Raw genomic sequence first — 19,421 nt, forward strand, 5'->3', positions numbered from 1 at the left:
GGGTATCTCAATGACTTCGCTTTATCTGGCCTCCGGCTCCCCACGTCGACGTGAACTGCTGACCCTGCTGGGCGTATCGTTCGACATCCTGTTGACGCATACCGAAGAGCAGCGCCGGGAAGGCGAAGCCGCAGAAGCCTATGTGCGCCGCCTGGCGCAGGACAAGGCCAAAGCGGGCGTGGCGCTGGCGCAGGAAGATCGGCCGGTGCTGGGCGCCGACACCATCGTGGTGCTCAACGGCCGGGTGCTGGAGAAGCCGCGCGACGAAGCCCATGCGGCACAGATGCTGGCGGCCCTGTCGGGCAAACAGCATCAGGTGATGACGGCGGTGGCGATCGCCGATCGCCAAGACGTGCGTTGCCAGCTGGTGGTGACCGACGTGACGTTCCGCAGCCTGTCGCAACAGGATATCCGCGACTATATTGCTACGGGCGAACCGATGGATAAAGCGGGCGCCTACGGCATTCAAGGAAAGGGTGGTTGTTTCGTCAGAACGATAACCGGGAGTTATCACGCGGTGGTCGGTCTGCCACTGGTCGAAACACATGAGCTGCTCAGTAATTTTGTCGCATTACGTGATGTAAGAACCGGTTGATGGGCGCTGCCATTATCGACCGGCTCTGAGGAGAAGGCATGACAGCTGAGCTACTGGTTAATATCACACCGTCTGAAACGCGGGTCGCCTATATCGATGGCGGCATTCTGCAAGAGATTCATATCGAACGCGAATCCAAACGCGGCATCGTCGGCAATATCTATAAAGGGCGCGTCAGCCGCGTCCTGCCGGGGATGCAGGCGGCGTTCGTCGACATCGGCCTGGACAAGGCCGCCTTCCTGCACGCCTCCGACATCATGCCGCATACCGAATGCGTCGCCGGCGACGAGCGGAAAAACTTCCACGTGCGCGACATCGCCGAGCTGGTGCGCCAGGGGCAAGACCTGATGGTGCAGGTGGTGAAAGATCCGCTCGGCACCAAGGGCGCGCGTCTGACTACCGACATTACGCTGCCTTCGCGCTATCTGGTCTTCATGCCGGGCGCGGCGCACGTCGGCGTGTCGCAGCGCATTGAAAGCGAAGCCGAGCGCGAACGCCTGAAGTCCATCGTTGCGCCGCACTGCGACGAGCTGGGCGGTTTTATCATCCGCACCGCGGCGGAGGGCATCGGCGAGGAGGAGCTGGCGCAGGACGCTGCGTTCCTCAAACGCCTGTGGACCAAGGTGATGGAGCGCAAGAAGCGCAACCAGACCAAATACAAGCTGTACGGCGAGCTGGCGCTGGCGCAGCGCATCCTGCGCGACTTCGCCGGCGCGGCGCTGGATCGCATTCGCGTCGATTCGCGGTTGACGCACGATCTGCTGGTGGAGTTTACCGGCGAGTATATCCCGGACATCACCCGCAAGCTGGAGCTGTATACCGGCAGCCAACCGATTTTCGATCTGTACGATGTGGAAAACGAGATCCAGCGCGCGCTGGAGCGCAAGGTGGAGCTGAAGTCCGGCGGTTATCTGATCATCGATCAGACCGAGGCGATGACCACCGTCGACATCAACACCGGCGCCTTCGTCGGCCACCGCAACCTCGATGAAACCATCTTCAATACCAACATCGAGGCGACGCAGGCCATTGCCCGCCAGCTGCGGCTGCGCAACCTGGGCGGCATCATCATTATCGACTTCATCGATATGAACAACGAAGAGCATCGCCGCCGGGTGCTGCACTCGCTGGAGCAGGCGTTGAGTAAAGATCGGGTAAAAACCACGATCAACGGCTTCTCTCAGCTAGGCTTAGTTGAAATGACGCGTAAACGAACGCGTGAAAGCATTGAACATGTGCTCTGTCACGATTGTCCTACTTGCAATGGGCGCGGCACCGTGAAAACGGTGGAAACCGTGTGCTACGAGATCCTGCGCGAAATTGTGCGCGTGCATCACGCCTACGATTCCGATCGCTTCCTGGTGTACGCCTCCGCGGCGGTCGGCGAAGCGCTGAAGAGCGAAGAGTCGCACGCGCTGGCCGAAGTGGAGATCTTCGTCGGCAAACAGGTGAAGGTGCAGATCGAACCGTTGTACAGCCAGGAGCAGTTCGACGTCGTCATGATGTAGCCCGCCCGACATCGGTAGGGGCCCGGCACGCCGGGCCCGTCAGTGCATAGATATTCCCGTTGCCAGGCAGCGGAGCAAGGAGAACTGCGTGAGGCGACTGCCTGGGATTCTGTTAGCAACAGGCGCCACCCTAATTGTGATTGTGGCGCTGCTGATCAGCGGGCTGCGCCTGATGCTGCCGAAGCTGAATGACTACCGCCCCCAACTGCTGGCGCAGGTGGAGAAGCTGTCCGGCGTGCCCGTGCGGATGGATTTCGTGCAGGGCAGCTGGGAAACGTTCGGCCCGCAGCTTGAAATGCGCAACCTGAGCGCTACGCTGCCCAAAAGCGATGTGCATATCGAGCGCGTGACGCTGGCGTTGGACGTGTGGCAGTCGCTGCTGCACTGGCGCTGGCAGTTCCGCGATCTGACCTTCTACCAATTCCGCCTCGACTTGAACGCCACGCTGGGCGGCGACCAGCAGGGCGAAGGCCTTGAGCCGGGCAAAATCAGCGATCTGATGCTGCGCCAGCTCGATCATTTCGATCTGCGCGACAGCCGTATCTCGTTCCTGACGCCCGCCGGCGCGCGCGCCGAATTTGACATTCCTCAGCTGACCTGGCTCAACGGCCGCGATCGCCACCGCGCCGAGGGGCAGATCAGCCTGTCGACGCTGAACGGCCAACACGGCGTGGTGCAGCTGCGCATGGACCTGCGCGATAATCAGGGCCTGCTGGATACCGGCACGGTCTACCTGCAGGCCGATAACATCGATATGAAACCCTGGTTTACCCGCTGGCTGCGCGCCAACACCGGGCTGGAAAGCGCCGACTTCAGCCTGGCGGCCTGGCTGCAGGTGCAGAACGGCCAGATCGCCGGCGGCAATGCGTTGCTCAAGCAGGGGGCGGCGAACTGGGACACCGGCGCCGCGCAGCACCGGCTGGACGTGGATAATCTGGCGCTGTCGCTGCGCCGCCAGGGCACCGGTTGGCAGCTCGACGTGCCGCAACTGCGGTTGAGCACCGACGGCCAGGCCTGGCCGCAGGGGGGGCTTTCCGCGCTGTGGCTGCCGGAAAACACCGAATTCATGGGGCCGGCGCAGAATGAAGAACTGCGTGTGCGCGCGACTGATATTCAGCTGGAGCGTCTGTCGGCGCTGCTGCCGACCTTCTCGTTCCTCAGCCCGGACGTGCTCGACCGCTGGAACGATCTGCAGCCGCAGGGGCAATTGGAAGCGCTGGCGCTGGACATCCCGCTCAAGCAGCCGGAAAAGAGCCGTTTCCAGGCGCTGTGGCGCGATGTCAGCTGGCAGCGTTGGGAACTGCTGCCGGGCGTTAACCACTTCTCCGGGGCGTTGAGCGGCGGGGTGGAGAACGGCCGCCTGACGCTGGGGCTCACCGACAGCACCCTGCCTTACGGCGACATGTTCCGCGCCCCGCTTGAAATCAGCAGCGCGCGTGGCGCGCTGACCTGGCGCTATAACGATCAGGGCTGGGAACTGGCGAGCCAGGGGCTGGACGTCAAGGCGAAGTCGCTGTGGGTCAACGGCGATTTCCGTTATCAGCAGCCGGCCAAGGGCGATCCGTGGCTGAACATCCTGGCGGGCATCCGCCTGTATGACGGCGCCGACGCCTGGCGCTATTTCCCGGAACCGTTGATGGGCAAGCATTTGGTGGACTACCTGAGCGGCGCCATTCAGGGCGGCCAGGTGGATAACGCCACGCTGATTTATTCCGGCGATCCGCAGCACTTCCCGTATCGCAAAAACGAAGGACAGTTCGAAGTCTTCGTACCGCTGCGCCATGCCACCTTCCAGTTCCAACCGGGCTGGCCGGCGCTGACCGATTTGGCGATCGATCTCGATTTCGCCAACGAGGGGCTGTGGATGCATGCGCCGCAAACCCGGTTGGGCAAGGTGGCGGGTAAAAATATCAGCGCGGTGATCCCGGATTACCTGAAAGAGCGATTGCTGATCGACGCCGAAGTCGCAGGTGCGGGCAGCGATGTGCATGACTACTTTATGCAGACGCCGTTGCACGATTCGCTGGGGGCGGCGCTGGAGCAGCTGCAGATCGGCGGCGATGTCAGTGGGCGCTTACATCTAGATATCCCGCTGGACGGCGAGCAGGTCAAAGCCACCGGTGAAGTGGCGCTGAACAATAATTCGTTGCTGATAAAACCGCTGGAAAGCGAGCTGCAGAAGCTCAGCGGCAAATTCCGTTTCAACAACGGCAATCTGGAGAGCGACACCCTGTCGGCCAACTGGTTTGGGCAACCGGTGGCGGTCAACTTCACTACGCAGGAAGGCGAGCGTGACTACAAGGTCAACGTTGGTCTGAAAGGAGACTGGCAGCCGGGCAAGTTCCCCGGCCTGCCGAAAGAGGCCGCCGATGCGCTCAGCGGCAGCGCGCCCTGGCAGAGCCAGGTGGCCATCACGCTGCCGCACCAAGGTTCGGCCAGCTACGATATCGGTCTCGACGCGGATTTGAAGAAAGTGAGCAGTCACTTACCTTCGCCGCTGGACAAGGCGCCAGGAGAGGCGCTGCCGGTGAACGTCAAGGTCAAAGGCGGTTTGAACGGCTTCATGTTGACCGGTAGCGCGGGCAAACAGAACCGTTTCAACAGTGAATGGAACTTCGATAAAAAACAGGTGAATCTGGCGCGCGCCGCCTGGCAAACCAACGGGGGCGGCACGCCGCCGCTGCCGGCCGGCAAGTCGATGACGCTGAATCTGCCGGCGTTGGACGGTGAGCAGTGGCTGGCGCTGCTCGCGCCGGCGCTGAAACAGGGCGGCGGCAGCGGCCAGGTGGGCGGTTTCAGCTTCCCCACCACCGTGGCGCTGACCACGCCGCAGTTGCTGTTGGGCGGCCAGGCCTGGCATAAGCTGACGCTGTCGGCCGAGAAACAGCTTGGCGCTACCCTCGTGAGCGCCAAGAGCGACGAAGTGGACGGCAGCCTGCGGGTGGCCGATCGCGGGCCGTGGCGCGCCGATATCAATTATCTGTATTACAACCCGCAGTTCGCAGAGACGAAAAGCGCGGCGGGCACGCCGCCGCCGTCGACCGAAAAAGTTTCCTTCCGCGACTGGCCTTCGCTGATGTTGCGCTGCAAGTCGTGCTGGGTACTGGGGCAGAACCTCGGCAAGGTCGAGGCGGATCTGACTAATCGGGGCGATACTCTGACGCTGGATCACGGCCTGGTCGATACCGGCCAAGGGCGCATGACCGCCACCGGCCTGTGGAAACAAAACGCGCAAGAAGAGCGCAGCTCGCTGAAAGGCAAGCTGCTCGGCGGCAAGATTGATGAAACCGCCGCCTTCTTTGGCATCACCATTCCGCTCAAGGGAGCGCCTTACGACGTGGATTTCGATCTGTACTGGCATGGCACGCCGTGGCAGCCGCGGGTCGATACGCTGAGCGGCGCGTTGCAGGTCAAAATGGGCAAGGGCGAGATCGACAGCATGGGCGGCGGCCGCGCCGGTCAGCTGCTGCGGCTGGTCAGCTTCGACGCTTTGCTGCGCAAGCTGCAGTTCGACTTCAGCGATACCTTCGGCAAAGGCTTCTACTTTGATTCCATCCGCAGTACCGCCTGGCTGAAAGATGGCATAATGCATACTGATAATCTATTGATCGACGGCTTGGCGGCGGATATCGCTATGAGCGGCCAGATCGATTTGGCGCGCCGCCGCATCGATATGGAAGCGGTGGTGGCGCCGGCGATTTCAGCGACCGTCGGCGTGGCCACGGCGTTTGTCGTTAACCCGATCGTCGGCGCGGCGGTGTTCGCCGCTTCGCAGGTGCTGGGGCCGCTGTGGAGCAAGATTTCGCTGATTCGCTACCATATCGGCGGCGATCTCGACCAGCCGAAGATCAATGAGGTACAGCGTAAGTCAAAGGAGGATAAGGCGTCATGAGGAATGCTAACGTTGCGTTGTTGCAGTTGTGCAGTGGCGATCAGGTGCGCGATAACCTGGCCCAGATTGAACAGCAGATTAAGCAGCTCAATGCCGGGGTAAAACTGGTCATGACGCCGGAGAACGCGCTGCTGTTCGCCAACTCCGCAGCCTACCGCCAACAGGCGGAAAAACAGGGCGATGGCCCGCTGCAGAATGCGGTGCGCGAACTGGCGCGCCGCTATGGCGTGTGGTTGCTGGTGGGCTCGATGCCGCTCGTCAGCCGTGAGAACCCGGAGCTTATCACCACCAGCAGCCTGTTGTTCGACGAGCAGGGCGAGATCCGCGCCCGCTACGACAAGCTGCACATGTTCGATGTGGACATCAACGACGCGCACGGCCATTACCGCGAGTCGGATACCTACCAGCATGGGCAGCACCTGACGGTGGTGGATACGCCGGTCGGGCGTTTGGGCATGACCATATGCTACGATCTGCGCTTCCCCGCGCTGTTCCAGGCGCTGCGGGCGCAGGGCGCCGAACTGATTTCGGTGCCGGCGGCCTTTACGCGGGTAACCGGCGAGGCGCATTGGGAAATCCTGCTGCGCGCCCGAGCGATCGAGAACCAGTGCATGATCCTGGCGCCGGCGCAGGTGGGGCGCCACGGGCCGACCCGTCGCACCTGGGGCCACACGCTGGCCGTCGACGGCTGGGGCAAGGTACTGGCCGAGAACCCGGACGCCGTGGCGGCACTGAAGGTGCGCGTGGACGCCGCAAGCCTGAAAAATATTCGTGCGCAGATGCCGGTGCTGCAGCACAACCGATTCCAGACGTCGCTGACGGCGCCGTCTGACAAGTTATCCTCCAATCAAGAGTGAAACCATTATGAGTCTGACGTTTGTCAGTGAGCAGTTACTCGCTACCAACAAGCTGAGTCATCAAGACCTGTACTCGGTACTGGGTCAACTGGCAGAACGCCGTATCGACTACGCCGATCTCTATTTTCAGTCCAGCTATCACGAAGCCTGGGTGATCGAGGACGGCATCATCAAGGATGGCTCTTACAATATCGACCAGGGCGTCGGCGTGCGCGCCGTCAGCGGTGAGAAGACCGGGTTCGCCTATGCCGATCAGATCACTCTGAATGCGCTGCAGCAGAGCGCCCAGGCGGCGCGCAGCATCGTGCGCGAGCAGGGCGACGGGCGGGCGCATACCCTGGGCGAAATCGGTTATCGAGCGCTGTACCCGCTGCTCGATCCGCTGCAAAGCCTGCCGCGCGAAGAGAAAATCGCCCTGTTGCACCGCGTCGACAAGGTGGCGCGCGCCGCCGATGCGCGGGTGCAGGAAGTGAACGCCAGCATCACCGGCGTTTACGAGCAGGTGTTGGTGGCCGCCACCGACGGCACGCTGGCGGCGGACGTTCGCCCGCTGGTGCGCCTTTCCGTCAGCGTGCTGGTGGAGCAGGACGGCAAGCGTGAGCGCGGCTCCAGCGGCGGCGGCGGCCGTTTCGGCTATGACTACTTCCTGGAAACCGTCGACGGCGACGTGCGCGCCGACGCTTACGCTAAAGAAGCGGTGCGCATGGCGCTGGTCAACCTCGGCGCGGTAGCGGCGCCGGCCGGCAATATGCCGGTGGTGTTGGGTGCCGGCTGGCCGGGCGTGCTGCTGCACGAAGCGGTGGGCCATGGCCTGGAAGGCGACTTCAACCGGCGCGGCACCTCGGTGTTCAGCGGCCATATGGGCGAGCGGGTGGCGTCTGAGCTGTGTACCGTGGTGGACGACGGCACCCTGCAAGGGCGCCGCGGTTCGCTGGCGATCGACGACGAAGGCGTGCCGGGCCAGTACAACGTGCTGATCGAAAACGGCGTGCTGAAAGGCTACATGCAGGACAAGCTCAACGCGCGCCTGATGGGCGTCGCGCCGACCGGCAACGGCCGCCGCGAGTCCTACGCGCATCTGCCGATGCCGCGCATGACCAATACCTACATGCTGGCGGGTAAATCGACGCCGGAAGAGATCATCGCCAGCGTTGAGTACGGCCTGTACGCGCCGAACTTTGGCGGCGGCCAGGTGGATATCACCTCCGGCAAGTTCGTGTTCTCCACCACCGAAGCCTATCTGATCGAGAAGGGCCGCATCACTAAACCGGTGAAGGGGGCGACGCTGATCGGCTCCGGCATCGAGGCTATGCAGCAGATCTCGATGGTCGGCAACGATCTGGCGCTCGATAAAGGCGTGGGCGTGTGCGGCAAAGAAGGCCAGAGCGTGCCGGTGGGCGTCGGCCAACCGACGCTGAAACTGGACACGCTCACCGTCGGCGGCACGGCGTAATTTTTCCTCCAGGGGCCACGCGTTGGCCCCTCAATCATGCTCCATTTTGCGGCCTTTCTCGCATTCGTAACGCTAAGCGCGGCAGGACGCCGTAGCCTGCACGATATAATGGAATAAAATTGACGTGGCGAAAAAACAGAGCAATACGATGATGACGCGTCTGGCTATACCCGCCCGGCGTTGGCTGCTGGCGCTGGGCGTCCTGTCCCTGACGGGCTGCGCCCGCTCCGATGCGCTGTGGGGCGTGGTCGATAAGCTTTGCATGGCCAATTATCAGCAAAAGCGCGATCCGGCGCCCTGTGAGCAGATTTATATGCCGCAGGGGAAGGCCCAGGGCTTTAGCGTGCTGCAAAATCCGCGTTACCCCTATCATTTTATTCTGGTTCCGACGGCGCCGCTCTCCGGCATCGAAAGCCCGCAGCTGTTGGCCGGGGAACGGACGGACTATTTTGGCTATGCCTGGCTGATGCGTTATCGGCTGGCCGCCGAATATGGCGGGCCGGTGCCGGATGATATGTTGGGCATGGCGATCAACTCCGCATACGGCCGCAGCCAAAACCAATTGCATATTCACCTGACCTGTCTGCGTGAGGACGTGCGGCGTCAATTGCAGGCGGAACGTCCCTACATACAGGAACAATGGCGGCCCTTGCCGGATAAGCTGTTGCGCCACACCTACTACGCGCGCCGCGTGATGCAGCCAACCGCGATGGGCGTTTACCCGATTAAGGATCTGGCGGATTATTTCCATCTGTCGCCGCCGCAGATGGCGGAATATGGCGTGGCGTTAGTGCCCACTACGTTTGGCGGCCAACGGGGGTTTATTTTGCTGGCCTCGAAGCGCGGCTGGGACGTCGGCAACCGCGCTTCGGTAGAATCGCTGCTGGATAAAGAGTGCGCGATTTTGCCGCGTTAATTTTGCGACATAAAATGACGCAGGTGAGAGCGGCGAAGCATCGCTCTCACCTCGTTGTCCCTACCTGAACCGCGCATCCCGCGCAAACAGAAAAGCGGCTTCCCGCTGGCGAGCATCGGCTTGTGCCTGATCCCCCTGATAGCGCAAGATCATGATCAGCGTGGCGTAGACGTTGGCGTCGATGCGGTGCTGCAGATAGGCATTGGCCCACTGCCGATAGCCGGTCAACAGGGCATCATCGCGCGTTTGGTTATAGACCAGCAGCGCGTGAGATTGCTCGTCGAAGGTTTTGCGCTCCCGGTAGATCCAGGCGGCCGGCGGCGGCATCTGCTCGATGCTGTCGATGTTGGCCAGCATAGTGCGCTCCGACTGAGTGAGCGCCATGCGCCCTTGCCAGGCGAAGGCCGCCATCACCAGCACGCCGAGCGCCGCAAGCGCCACCGGCAGGCTCAGGGCTTTGGCGAACGGCAGCGGGCGGGGCTCGCCGGTTTGGCCGTCCAGCAGCGCCAGCAGCAGCAGAAACGCCAGCCAGTGCGGCGCAGACAGATAGAAAGGGTATTCCAGCTGAGTGTGTATCAGCATCGGCAGCAGCACCAGGAACAGGCCGACGCGCGCACCGTTCTGCTGTTCTCGATCCCGTTGCCAGGCGCTTTTCAGCAGCCGTACGCCGGCGGCAAGGACGATAGCGATACCCGCCAGCGCCGTCAGGCCGCCCTCGACCCACCACAGCAGGATTTCATTGTGCGGATGCCCGGCGACTTCCAGCACTTCTCTCCAGGGCATTGTCTGCAGGCGGAAGTGCGCGAAGCTGTATTCAAAGCCGCCGTAGCCCCAGCCCAGCAGCGGCTTGGCCAGGATCATGGCGCCGACGTCGTGCAGCATGGTCAGGCGCGCGCTGTTGGAAAGCTCCCGTCCGATCAGGCCAGCGCGGCCATCCAGACCAAAACCGGTGAACAGCACCGTCAGACCGATCGCGGCGCCCAGCAGCAGCGCGCCGCCGGCCCAGCGGCTTGCGGCCGGGCGTTGGCGGGCAAAGCGCCACAGCAGCAGCGCCGCCGCCAATGCGGCCCCCAACCAGGCGGCGCGCGACTGGATCAGCACCAGCAGGGCGGAGAAAGCGGCCAGCAGCGCGAGCAGCGGGATTTGCCGCCGTGTCGGCGCAGAGAAGGGAGCCAGCAGCAGCCAGAGCGCCAAAGCCAGCCCGGTGGCGATAAAGCTGCCCAGCACGTTCGGCTGCTGAAAGACGCCGTAGACCCGGCCGCCGTTAGGGGATACCCAGGCCAGCGCGGGGGCGAACAGCTGTAAAGCCGCCAACAACGCCTGAATGCCGACGGCAAACAACAGGCCGAACAGCAGCAGCTCGCGCTGCCGTGCGGTGACGCGCAGCTGCAGGCAGGCGACATAGAACAACCAACCGCCGAGCAAACCGGCGCAGCGCCACAGGGCGTCTTCGCGCCATTCGGGGCGGGTATACAGCAACGGCAGCGCCAGCACGGCGATGCCGAGCAGCAACAGGCGCGCGGTGGGCGTGAGCGAAAGGTGGATGCGACCCAGGCAAACGGTAAACGTCACGATCAGCGTAGTGAGCGCCATGACGCCCCAGGCCAGAATGTTTTGCGGCAGCGCCAGACCGTCGCCGCCCATGTTGGGATGATAGACCGGCAGGACCGCCGCCATCCAGATCAGCAGCAGGGGCAGCACGGCGATGGTCGCTGCGTTAGCGGGAGATTTATCGGCCATGGTTAACCTGCCAAGGCCTGATAGCGTTTATTAAATGCATGCTTTGATTATTCCCTATCCTTTATCCTGGTGTTGAAATGCGTGTAATGTTGAAATCGAAAATGTCTCACGGGAAATTTAAACCGTCTTTATGGTAAAGCGATAAATAATATTTGCCCTGAGAATGCGCGAGGCTGTTTGCCCAAAGAAAGGTTAAGCCGTATTTTTCACTCGCAAAAGGCATTTTTGTTGTTTGCAAAAACAGACGCGCTATTTTCTCAAATCTATTGTGATTCAGTCAATTTTTAATCTTAATGTTGTTTTTATTAATTAAAATCAATGGGTTGTTTGTGGTTCTTGCGTGTGTGGATATCGTGGGGTATCCCGGCAACGGCCTAGATTGGCAGGCAGTGTGAAGAATAAAAGAGGTATCTGCTTGTTTAATTGATGCCGTCAATGGCGGCGTGACGGTGGAGATTTACTTCATCGTTTTCCATTGCTGATTTTTAAATTCAATGTGATTTTCATGGTTTTAATTTTATTAAGATTCTTCCTGTCTTTATCTGTTTTTTTAAATTTTCATGAAATAATTTATTATTAGGATTGTTCTGCTGCATTGGAAATAAAAGCGGTTATGACTTGAGCCTCCCCGTTGCCGCGGCAGAATACAGACTAACGCGCCTGCCCAAGCGCGTTAATCTCGTCTCTTGTGCGCTTACTCCACGTCGCCGATCCGCTCCAGCGCATCCACCACCAGATCCCAGAATTTATCCTGATCCAGTTTGACCGCGACCTGGGTGTGGCAGTCCGGCGGCGGCGGCGCGCGGAAGTCCGCGACCGTCATGCCCAACGTCAGGGTGCCGGTCAGCTCGATATCCACCGGCACTTTGCGCACCGACATAACGCTCGGATCGATCACATAGGCCACTGCGCAAGGATCGTGCACCGGCGGGGCGCTGAAGCCCTGCGCCTGTTGGTACATACGGCCAAAGAATGCCAGCAGTTCGCCGACGAAGGTGGCCGGCCGGGTGCCGAGGGTGGCGATGCGTTCGCAGACTGCCGGCGTGGCCAGCGCCTGGTGGGTGAGATCCAGCCCGACCATGGTCAGCGGCCATTTTTCATTGAACACGATGTGCGCCGCCTCGGGATCGATTTTGATATTGAACTCCGCCACCGCGCTCCAGTTGCCCACATGATAGCCGCCGCCCATCAGCACCACTTCCTTGACCCGCTCGGCAATGCGCGGCTCTTTACGCACCGCCATGGCGATATTGGTCAGGCCGCCGGTCGGCACCAGCGTCACGCTGCCGGGCGGGTGGGCCATCACGGTATCGATGATCAGATCCACCGCGTGGCGCGAGTCCAGCTGCAGGTGAGGCTCCGGCAGCACCGGGCCATCGAGGCCGGAGTCGCCGTGAATGTCGGGTGCCACTTCGATATTGCGCACCAGCGGGCGCGGGCAGCCGGCGGCGAAGGGCACGCCGGTGATATTGGCGATGCGCGCCACCGCGAGGGCGTTGCGCGTCACTTTGTCCAGCGTTTGGTTACCCACCACGGTGGTGACCGCCAGCAGGTCGATCTGCGGATTGCCCCAGGCCAGCAGCAGGGCGATGGCGTCGTCATGCCCCGGGTCACAGTCCAGTATGATTTTTTTCATGGTTATTCCTGATGCAGGGAGAGGTGCCCGCAGCATAACGCAGCGCAGCGGCGTGGGATAATGCCGATGATGCTTTTGTTAACGGCATCAAAGCCTTGCCATTATTACGATGTAATGAAACGTAAATCCTCATCGCCGGGCTTTACCCTGGAGTTTACTCCAGGGTTTACAGTGAGCTTCAGCGTGAATGCACAGAGGAGAGGCGGGATGAGCTTACTGAAAAGGTTGTTGGGGCAAGGCGGTATTAACGGCGGTCATCGGCGCGCGGGCCACGGCGGTGGCCACCATGGCAACCGCTATAGCCAGCATGGCGAACAGGGGCCGCAGTGCCCGGAATGCCGGGCCGTGAATAAGCCGGGCGCGCGTTATTGTCACCGCTGCGGCCAGCCGTTTGCTGCGGTGAGCGCCACCTGCGGACAGTGCGCCGCGCCGTTGCCGCCGGGCAGCCGCTTTTGTCCGCAGTGCGGCGGCGGTGTGCCGTGAATCGGGGCGGCTGGACGGTCGCGCTGCTGCTCGGCACCATGGCGCTGTGGACGTTGCTGGCCTGGGGCGTATCCGGCCTGCTGACCTGGCTGCCGACGTTGGCGGAGGCGGCCGGAAACGCAACGTTGCCGGTGAACGGTGCGCTGAGCCTGGTGCCGCAGACGGTGTTGGACACTTGGCTGCCGTGGCTGAAACAGCTGGGCAGCGGGCTGGCGAGCTATTTTCCTCTGCTGCTGGCCTGGGCGGGCTACGCCGTCTGGCTGCTGTGGGGCATCGGCATGTTGGCGCTGATGCTGCTGGCCGCGCTGGCGCGCCGCTATTTAAGCGCTGCTCAGCGATAACCCTGATAGACCGCCGCTACGCGTTCGAAATAGTCGGTTAAATAGTTGATGCACACCTGTACCTTCAGCGGCAGTTTGTCCTTCTCGGTATAGAGCGCGTAGATCGGCCGCGGATCCGAATGGTAGCTTTTGAACAGGATCTCGATCTCGCCGCGTTTGATCTCTTCGATCACCCACATCAGCGGGGCGTAGGCGATGCCGGCGCCGTTTTTCAGCCAACGGATCATGGTGGAGGAGTCGTTGGTGACGAAGCGCCCCTGCGGGGAAATGCGCGTGGTGATGCCTTCCGGCGACATCAGTTCGAATTCGCTGTCGGGCCGCACGCTGTACTCCAGCCAGGAAAAGTTGACCATGTCGCTCGGCTTCTGCGGCGTGCCGTGCTGGCTCAGGTAGCTTTTGGCGGCGCACACCACCATCGGCATCTGCCCCAGGCGGCGCGAGAACAGACTCGAGTCTTGCAGCGCGCCGGTGCGGATCACCAGATCCAGACCGTCGGTGATCAGATCCGGCGCCGGTATACCGGTCACCAGGTTGACCGTCAGACCCGGGTACTCTTTCATCATCTCGGCGGTCATGTTCGCCAGCACGTTTTGCGCCATGGTGGACGAGCTGCCGATGCGCAGCGTGCCGGCGGGCGTATTGTTAAACGCGTACAGCTGCTCATGCACTTCGCTGACTTCCTGCAGCATGCGTCGGCAGCCCTGATAGTAAATCTTGCCGGCCTCGGTTAGGCCGATGCTGCGCGTGCTGCGGTTCAACAGCTTGACCTGCAGCTCATTTTCCAGTTTCGAGACGGTTTGGCTGATCGATGAAACGCTCATGTCGAGTTGGCGCGCGGCCGCGGTAAACGACCCGAACTCAACCACTTTGGCGAATACCGACATGCGTTTTAATCTTTCCATTATTCACTCTGGCTTAAAAGTGATTTAGATCACAGATTGTTGATGCCTTGATAGTAAGCAGGCTAATATAACGTGGTCGGGTGAATAGACCTCACCAACGTGCGAGAGCGAGCGGCGACGTCATCCTGCCGCTCCTCCGGCACCCTCGCAATCCCTGTCGTGGATGTCTGCCCCAAAGTTTAACCTTTTTTCGGGTTCGTGACCTGGACAAGCTGCCTGGTCAAGATTTGTGGCGCGCGCACGCTAAAATGTAAAGAGAATGTGAATGGCGAGACCTGTCTTTCCCCGGCGCAGTGAACAATAAGGAAAAAGTGATGAGTTTGCTTCCGGTTATGGTCATCTTCGGACTGTCGTTTCCGCCGGTGTTTTTCGAGCTGCTGGTGTCGCTGGCGCTGTTTTTTCTCTTGCGCCGCCTGCTGCAGCCGACGGGGATTTACGATTTTGTCTGGCATCCGGCGCTGTTTAATACCGCGCTGTATTGCTGCTTGTTTTATCTGATTTCGTGTCTTTTTGTTTGAGGTCGCTGTGAAAAATTTTTCGATAAAAATAACCCGAATCGCGATCACTTTGATTCTTGTGCTGCTGGGCATTGCCGCGGTATTCAAGGCCTGGGTGTTCTACACCGAGTCGCCGTGGACGCGTGACGCCAAGTTTACCGCCGACGTGGTGGCGATCGCGCCGGACGTCAGCGGCCTGCTGACCGACGTGCCGGTGGTGGACAACCAACTGGTCAAGAAAGGCCAGGTGCTGTTCGTGGTCGATCGGCCGCGTTATGAGCAGGCCTTGGCGGAAGCCGGCGCCGACGTCGCCTACTATCAGACGCTGGCGGCGGAAAAACGGCGTGAGGCCGGCCGCCGCGTGAAGTTGGGCGTACAGGCGATGTCGCAGGAAGAGATTGACCAGTCGAACAACTCGCTGCAGACCGTGCAGCACCAGCTGGCGAAGGCCATTGCGGCTCGCGAGCTGGCGCAGTTGGATCTGGAGCGCACCACGGTGCGCGCCCCGGCCGATGGCTGGATCACCAACCTCAACGTACACGCCGGTGAATACATCACCCGCGGGTCGGTCGCGGTGGCGCTGGTGAAGAAAGATTCCTTCTACATCCTGGCGTACCTGGAAGAGACCAAGCTGAACGGCCTGAATAAGGGCGATCGCGCGGAGATTACCCCGCTCGGCAGCAACCGCATCATGCACGGCACCGTCGATAGCGTGGCGGCGGCGGTGAACAACAGCAGCAGCACGGTGAACAACAAAGGGTTGGCCTCGATCGACAGCAACCTGGAGTGGGTGCGCCTGGCGCAGCGCGTGCCGGTGAAGATCCTGCTGGACGCCAAGGACCAACAGCATCCGTACCCGGCCGGCACCACCGCCACCGTGGTGATCGTCGGCAAGAACGATCGCAATGCCGACAGCGGCTCGCCTTTTGTGCGCCTGATGCACCGGCTGCGTGAGTTCGGCTAATGAGCAGCCCAACCTTTATCCGGCTGAGATTTGCCTTCAAACTCAGCTTCGCGATTGTGTTTGCGCTGTTCGTCGGCTTCCATCTTAATCTGGAAACCCCGCGCTGGTCGGCGATGACCGCCGCCATCGTCGCCGCCGGCCCGGCCTTTGCCGCCGGCGGTGAACCCTTCTCCGGCGCCATTCGCCATCGCGGCTGGCTGCGCATCATCGGCACCTTTATCGGCTGCTTCGTCGGCCTGCTCATCATCATCACCACCGCCCGCGCGCCGGTAGTGATGCTGATGCTGTGCTGCATGTGGGCCGGTTTCTGCACCTGGCTCTCTTCGCTTATCAAGGTGGAGAACTCCTACGCCTGGGGGCTGGCCGGCTATACCGCGCTGATCATCATCGTGACGGTCGCCACCAGCGAGGCCCACCTGCTGGAAGCGCCGCAGTTCGCCATCGAGCGTTGCAGCGAGATCGTGCTGGGGATCGTCAGCGCCGTGTTGGCCGATCTGCTGTTTTCGCCGCGTTCGATCAAGCAGGACATCGATCGGGCGGTGGATAAGCTGCTGGTGGATCAATACCGCCTGATGCAGATGTGCATCAGCCATGCCGATAAAGAGGACATCGACCGCGCCTGGAGCAATCTGGTGAAGAGCACCACGGCGCTGGACGGCATGCGCAACAACCTGATGATGGAATCCTCGCGCTGGCAGAAGGTCAACCGACGGGTGAAAGCGCTGCATACCCTGTCGCTGACGCTGATCACCCAGGCCTGTGAAACCTATCTGATCTTGTTGAATCACCCGCAGGCGCTGAAAGAAAGTTTGCGGGAACAGCTGATGGTTCCGGCGGAGACCCCGCAGGAGATCCACAAGCGCATGAAGCTGTTGCGTCAGGTGCTGACCACGCATCGCTCCGAGGAAACGCTGCCGACCATCACCGGCTGGGTCGGCGCGGCGACGCGCTACCTGCTGCTGTCGAAAGGCGTGCACACCAACTGCAGCATCAGCGCGGTGGAAGAGGGCGTCTTGAGCAACGAAACCGTGGTCAAGCCGACCTCGGCGGAAGGGCATCACGCGATGATCAACGGTCTGCGCACCTTTGTGGCGACGGCCTTCGGCTGCCTGCTGTGGCTGTGGACCGGCTGGACGTCCGGCAGCGGTTTTATGGTGATCATTGCGGTGATCACCTCGCTGGCGATGCGCACCCCGGCGCCGCGCATGGTGGCGATGGATTTCGTGCTGGGCATGCTGGCGGCAATCCCGGTCGGTTCTCTGTTCTTCATGGTGATCCTGCCGGCGACCCAGCAGAGCATTTTGCTGCTGTGTCTCAGCCTCGGCCTGCTGGCGTTTTTCATCGGCATCGAGGTGCAGAAGCGGCGGCTCGGTTCGCTGGGGCTGTTGGCGGGGACCATCAACATTCTGGTGCTGAGCAACCCGATGGAGTTCAACGTGACCCAGTTTCTTGACGGGGCGCTGGGCCAGTTCCTCGGCAGCTGCGTCGGGCTGATGGTGCTGCTGCTGATCCGCGATAATTCGCGCGAACGCACCGGCCGCACGTTGCTCAACCAGTTCGTCAGCAGCGCGGTGTCGGCGCTGACCACCAAGGCGGCGCGCCGTCGGCAAAACCACCTGCCCGCGCTGTATCAGCAGCTTAATCAGCTGCTGATGATGTTCCCGAACGACATCGCCAAGTATCGTCTGGCGCTGAACCTGATCATCGCCCACCAGCGCATGCAGCGAGCGGAAATTCCGGCCAGCGAAGAGCTGTCGGCCTTCCACCGCCAGATCCGCAGCACCGCCGATCGGGTGGTCTCCGCCAAGAACGACGTCAAGCGCGCCTACTACTACGATCGCTTGCTGGGCGAAATGAACGAGTACCAACAGAAGCTGGTCGACAATCAGGCGCCGCTCAGCGTCACCGGGCCGGTGAAACGCCTGGCCGACATGCTGCACCGCTATCGCCACGCCTTGATCGATTGATGCGTTCCCTCCTGTTGCGCCGCGCTGTGCGGCGCCTTCCCTGACTATACTGTAAGCAGTCGTTGTTCGGCGGGCCGTCTCAGAGCAGGCGGCTCGTTTTCAGAGAGACTCCGAGTGCCAGAACGGCTGGAAAGTGGCATCATTGACATGAATGGATGAAACCCTCACCGCCGCGAAAACGCAACGTGTCGGTCATCTTAGTTTCATCCAGGTCGACTATATACCTAACTAGCCTGGGGGAGCTGCGGCGCCTCCGGCGGCATAATTTCAGGGAATGTCATGAACAAGCGGATTCTGTTGGCGATTGTCATCGCCGTGGTCATCGCCGTCTTCAGCGCGTTGCGCGGCAACGAGCACCGTGCGATCGGCGGCAATGCGACGGTGGTGCAAGCGCCGGCGGGGCAGCAACAGAGCATCGATCGGCTCACGCAGCAGCAAACGGTGGTGAGTTACCTGCAGCAGCATCAGCGGCTGCCGGATTATTACATCACCAAGAAGCAGGCGCGCGAGCAGGGCTGGGACCCGCGTTCAGGCAACCTCTGTTCGGTATTGCCGGGCAAGGCGATTGGCGGCGATCGATTTTCTAACCGTGAAGGGCAACTGCCGAGCGCCGGCGGCCGGGTCTGGCGTGAAGCGGACATCAATTACCAGTGTGGCCGGCGCGGCGCCGATCGCCTGCTGTATTCGAGCGACGGTCTGATCTTCGTCTCGCGTGACCATTACAAAAACTTCATTCGTGTGGAGTGAGTTTGATGGCAAAAGTAGAGTTTGATTTTGAGCAGATCCAGGATGTGCCGGCCTTCTACCGCGATTTCGCGCATAAGTTTGCTCTGGACGAGGGGTTTGGCGCCAACCTCGACGCGCTGTGGGACGTGGTGACCGGCGATATCGGTCTGCCGGTGGAAATCGAGTTCACCCACCTCAATGCCCGCAGTAAACGTCGTTTTGGCGCGATCATTCTGCTGTTTGAAGAAGCGGAAGAAGAGCTGGAAGGCAGCCTGCGTTTCAATATCCGCGAAAGCAGCGGTGAACCGGCGCATCACCGGGGATGAAACGGGTTCATCCCGGGATGGCGGCGGCGTTTAGTCAGCCGCTTCGGCCAGCTCGCGCAGGTATTGGAAGATCTGGCGGTAAGCCTTAGGCGGCTTGTTGGCGGCCTTCTCTTTCTGCGCATTGCGCACCAGTGAACGCAGCTGTTGACGATCGGCGGCCGGATACAGATCCAGAATCGACGGAATGACGTCATCGCCTTCTTCCACCAGGCGGTCGCGCAGCGCTTCCAGCTTATGGAACAGCGAAACCTGTTGGTTGTGGCGGTTTTTCAGCTTGTCGAGCGCGGTCTGGATCGGCTCGATATCGCGGGCGCGCAGCATCTTGCCGATCAGCTGCAGCTGACGGCGACGGCCTTCTTTCTTGATCTTCTGCGCCAGCTCGATGGCGGCGCGCAAATCTTCGTCCAACGGAATGCGATCCAGCGCGTTTTTGCCCAGATCGACCATTTCGGCCCCCAGGTCTTTCAGCGCTTCGGCATCACGTTTAATTTCACTTTTACTGACCCAGATAATCTCGTCATCGTCCTCGTTTTCATTCTCCGGGACATCGTCGAGCCAGTCTTCAGGCTGTTTGTTCATGGTAGGCTCCGTTAAAAAGAGGCTAATCCTAACAGGTTG

General features: G+C 61.1%; 17 protein-coding genes. 13 read left to right on the forward strand and 4 right to left on the reverse strand.

Features of this window, described 5'->3' with window-relative positions; translation table 11 throughout:
- Positions 1–10 precede the first annotated feature (10 nt).
- The 6 genes from ACUTQY_RS17555 (at position 11) to ACUTQY_RS17580 (ending at position 9,221) form a co-directional block, all read left to right on the forward strand.
- Positions 11–595, forward strand: a complete 585-nt coding sequence (locus ACUTQY_RS17555) for a Maf family protein (RefSeq protein ID WP_033644452.1) — start codon at positions 11–13, stop codon at positions 593–595.
- Between the two features lie 38 nt (positions 596–633).
- On the forward strand, positions 634–2,103 hold the full coding sequence (rng, locus tag ACUTQY_RS17560) for a ribonuclease G (RefSeq protein ID WP_019453170.1): 1,470 nt from the start codon (positions 634–636) through the stop codon (positions 2,101–2,103).
- An 88-nt stretch (positions 2,104–2,191) separates the two neighbouring features.
- Positions 2,192–5,995 carry an AsmA2 domain-containing protein YhdP gene (gene yhdP / locus ACUTQY_RS17565; RefSeq protein WP_033651235.1) on the forward strand — a complete coding sequence of 1,268 codons (3,804 nt, stop codon included), beginning with the start codon at positions 2,192–2,194 and terminating at the stop codon, positions 5,993–5,995.
- Positions 5,992–6,852 carry a deaminated glutathione amidase gene (nit1, locus tag ACUTQY_RS17570; protein WP_033644455.1) on the forward strand — a complete coding sequence of 287 codons (861 nt, stop codon included), beginning with the start codon at positions 5,992–5,994 and terminating at the stop codon, positions 6,850–6,852. The genes yhdP and nit1 overlap by 4 nt, the downstream gene beginning before the upstream one ends.
- Before the next feature lie 7 nt (positions 6,853–6,859).
- A complete protein-coding gene (tldD, locus tag ACUTQY_RS17575; RefSeq protein WP_033651236.1) occupies positions 6,860–8,305 on the forward strand; it encodes a metalloprotease TldD in 1,446 nt (481 codons plus the stop codon).
- Between the two features lie 151 nt (positions 8,306–8,456).
- Entirely contained in the window at positions 8,457–9,221 is a 765-nt protein-coding gene (locus ACUTQY_RS17580; protein ID WP_033644908.1) for a CDP-diacylglycerol diphosphatase, read from the forward strand.
- A gap of 60 nt (positions 9,222–9,281) precedes the next feature.
- Here the strand turns inward: ACUTQY_RS17580 and ACUTQY_RS17585 are convergent, their stop codons facing one another.
- Both ACUTQY_RS17585 and uriH read right to left on the reverse strand, forming a co-directional pair.
- Positions 9,282–10,961 (reverse strand): PglL family O-oligosaccharyltransferase, encoded by a 1,680-nt coding sequence (locus tag ACUTQY_RS17585; protein WP_046687886.1) that lies wholly within the window; start codon positions 10,959–10,961, stop codon positions 9,282–9,284.
- Between the two features lie 694 nt (positions 10,962–11,655).
- Positions 11,656–12,597, reverse strand: coding sequence for a uridine-preferring nucleoside hydrolase UriH (gene uriH / locus ACUTQY_RS17590; RefSeq protein ID WP_046687885.1), 942 nt, complete (start codon positions 12,595–12,597; stop codon positions 11,656–11,658).
- Positions 12,598–12,804: 207 nt separating this feature from the next.
- Here uriH and ACUTQY_RS17595 point away from each other — a divergent pair, with 207 nt between their 5' ends.
- Together ACUTQY_RS17595 and ACUTQY_RS17600 are read left to right on the forward strand one after the other, a co-directional pair.
- The gene (locus ACUTQY_RS17595; RefSeq protein WP_033644459.1) at positions 12,805–13,080 is read left to right on the forward strand and encodes a zinc ribbon domain-containing protein; all 276 of its coding nucleotides are present in this window, start codon (positions 12,805–12,807) and stop codon (positions 13,078–13,080) included.
- Positions 13,077–13,421 carry a hypothetical protein gene (locus tag ACUTQY_RS17600; protein WP_046687884.1) on the forward strand — a complete coding sequence of 115 codons (345 nt, stop codon included), beginning with the start codon at positions 13,077–13,079 and terminating at the stop codon, positions 13,419–13,421. The genes ACUTQY_RS17595 and ACUTQY_RS17600 overlap by 4 nt, the downstream gene beginning before the upstream one ends.
- Here the strand turns inward: ACUTQY_RS17600 and aaeR are convergent.
- Positions 13,412–14,323 carry an HTH-type transcriptional activator AaeR gene (aaeR, locus tag ACUTQY_RS17605; protein WP_004936950.1) on the reverse strand — a complete coding sequence of 304 codons (912 nt, stop codon included), beginning with the start codon at positions 14,321–14,323 and terminating at the stop codon, positions 13,412–13,414. The genes ACUTQY_RS17600 and aaeR overlap by 10 nt on opposite strands.
- 314 nt (positions 14,324–14,637) lie before the next feature.
- Here aaeR and aaeX point away from each other — a divergent pair, with 314 nt between their 5' ends.
- The 5 genes from aaeX to ACUTQY_RS17630 all read left to right on the forward strand — a co-directional run bounded on the left by aaeX (position 14,638) and on the right by ACUTQY_RS17630 (position 18,803).
- A complete protein-coding gene (gene aaeX / locus ACUTQY_RS17610; RefSeq protein ID WP_004936952.1) occupies positions 14,638–14,841 on the forward strand; it encodes a p-hydroxybenzoic acid efflux pump operon protein AaeX in 204 nt (67 codons plus the stop codon).
- 7 nt (positions 14,842–14,848) lie between these two features.
- Positions 14,849–15,784, forward strand: a complete 936-nt coding sequence (gene aaeA / locus ACUTQY_RS17615; protein ID WP_033644462.1) for a p-hydroxybenzoic acid efflux pump subunit AaeA — start codon at positions 14,849–14,851, stop codon at positions 15,782–15,784.
- Positions 15,784–17,751, forward strand: a complete 1,968-nt coding sequence (gene aaeB / locus ACUTQY_RS17620; protein ID WP_033644464.1) for a p-hydroxybenzoic acid efflux pump subunit AaeB — start codon at positions 15,784–15,786, stop codon at positions 17,749–17,751. Before aaeA ends, aaeB begins: the two co-directional genes overlap by 1 nt.
- A gap of 279 nt (positions 17,752–18,030) precedes the next feature.
- Complete coding sequence (locus ACUTQY_RS17625; RefSeq protein WP_046687882.1) at positions 18,031–18,498, forward strand: ribonuclease; 468 nt, start codon at positions 18,031–18,033, stop codon at positions 18,496–18,498.
- 5 nt (positions 18,499–18,503) lie between these two features.
- On the forward strand, positions 18,504–18,803 hold the full coding sequence (locus ACUTQY_RS17630) for a barstar family protein (RefSeq protein ID WP_033644909.1): 300 nt from the start codon (positions 18,504–18,506) through the stop codon (positions 18,801–18,803).
- Positions 18,804–18,833: 30 nt separating this feature from the next.
- On the opposite strand, the gene yjgA is transcribed toward ACUTQY_RS17630, so the two are convergent.
- Positions 18,834–19,382, reverse strand: a complete 549-nt coding sequence (gene yjgA / locus ACUTQY_RS17635) for a ribosome biogenesis factor YjgA (RefSeq protein WP_004936968.1) — start codon at positions 19,380–19,382, stop codon at positions 18,834–18,836.
- Between the last annotated feature and the right edge of the window lie 39 nt (positions 19,383–19,421).

It is taken from the genome of Serratia sp. TSA_130.1, assembly GCF_052691795.1.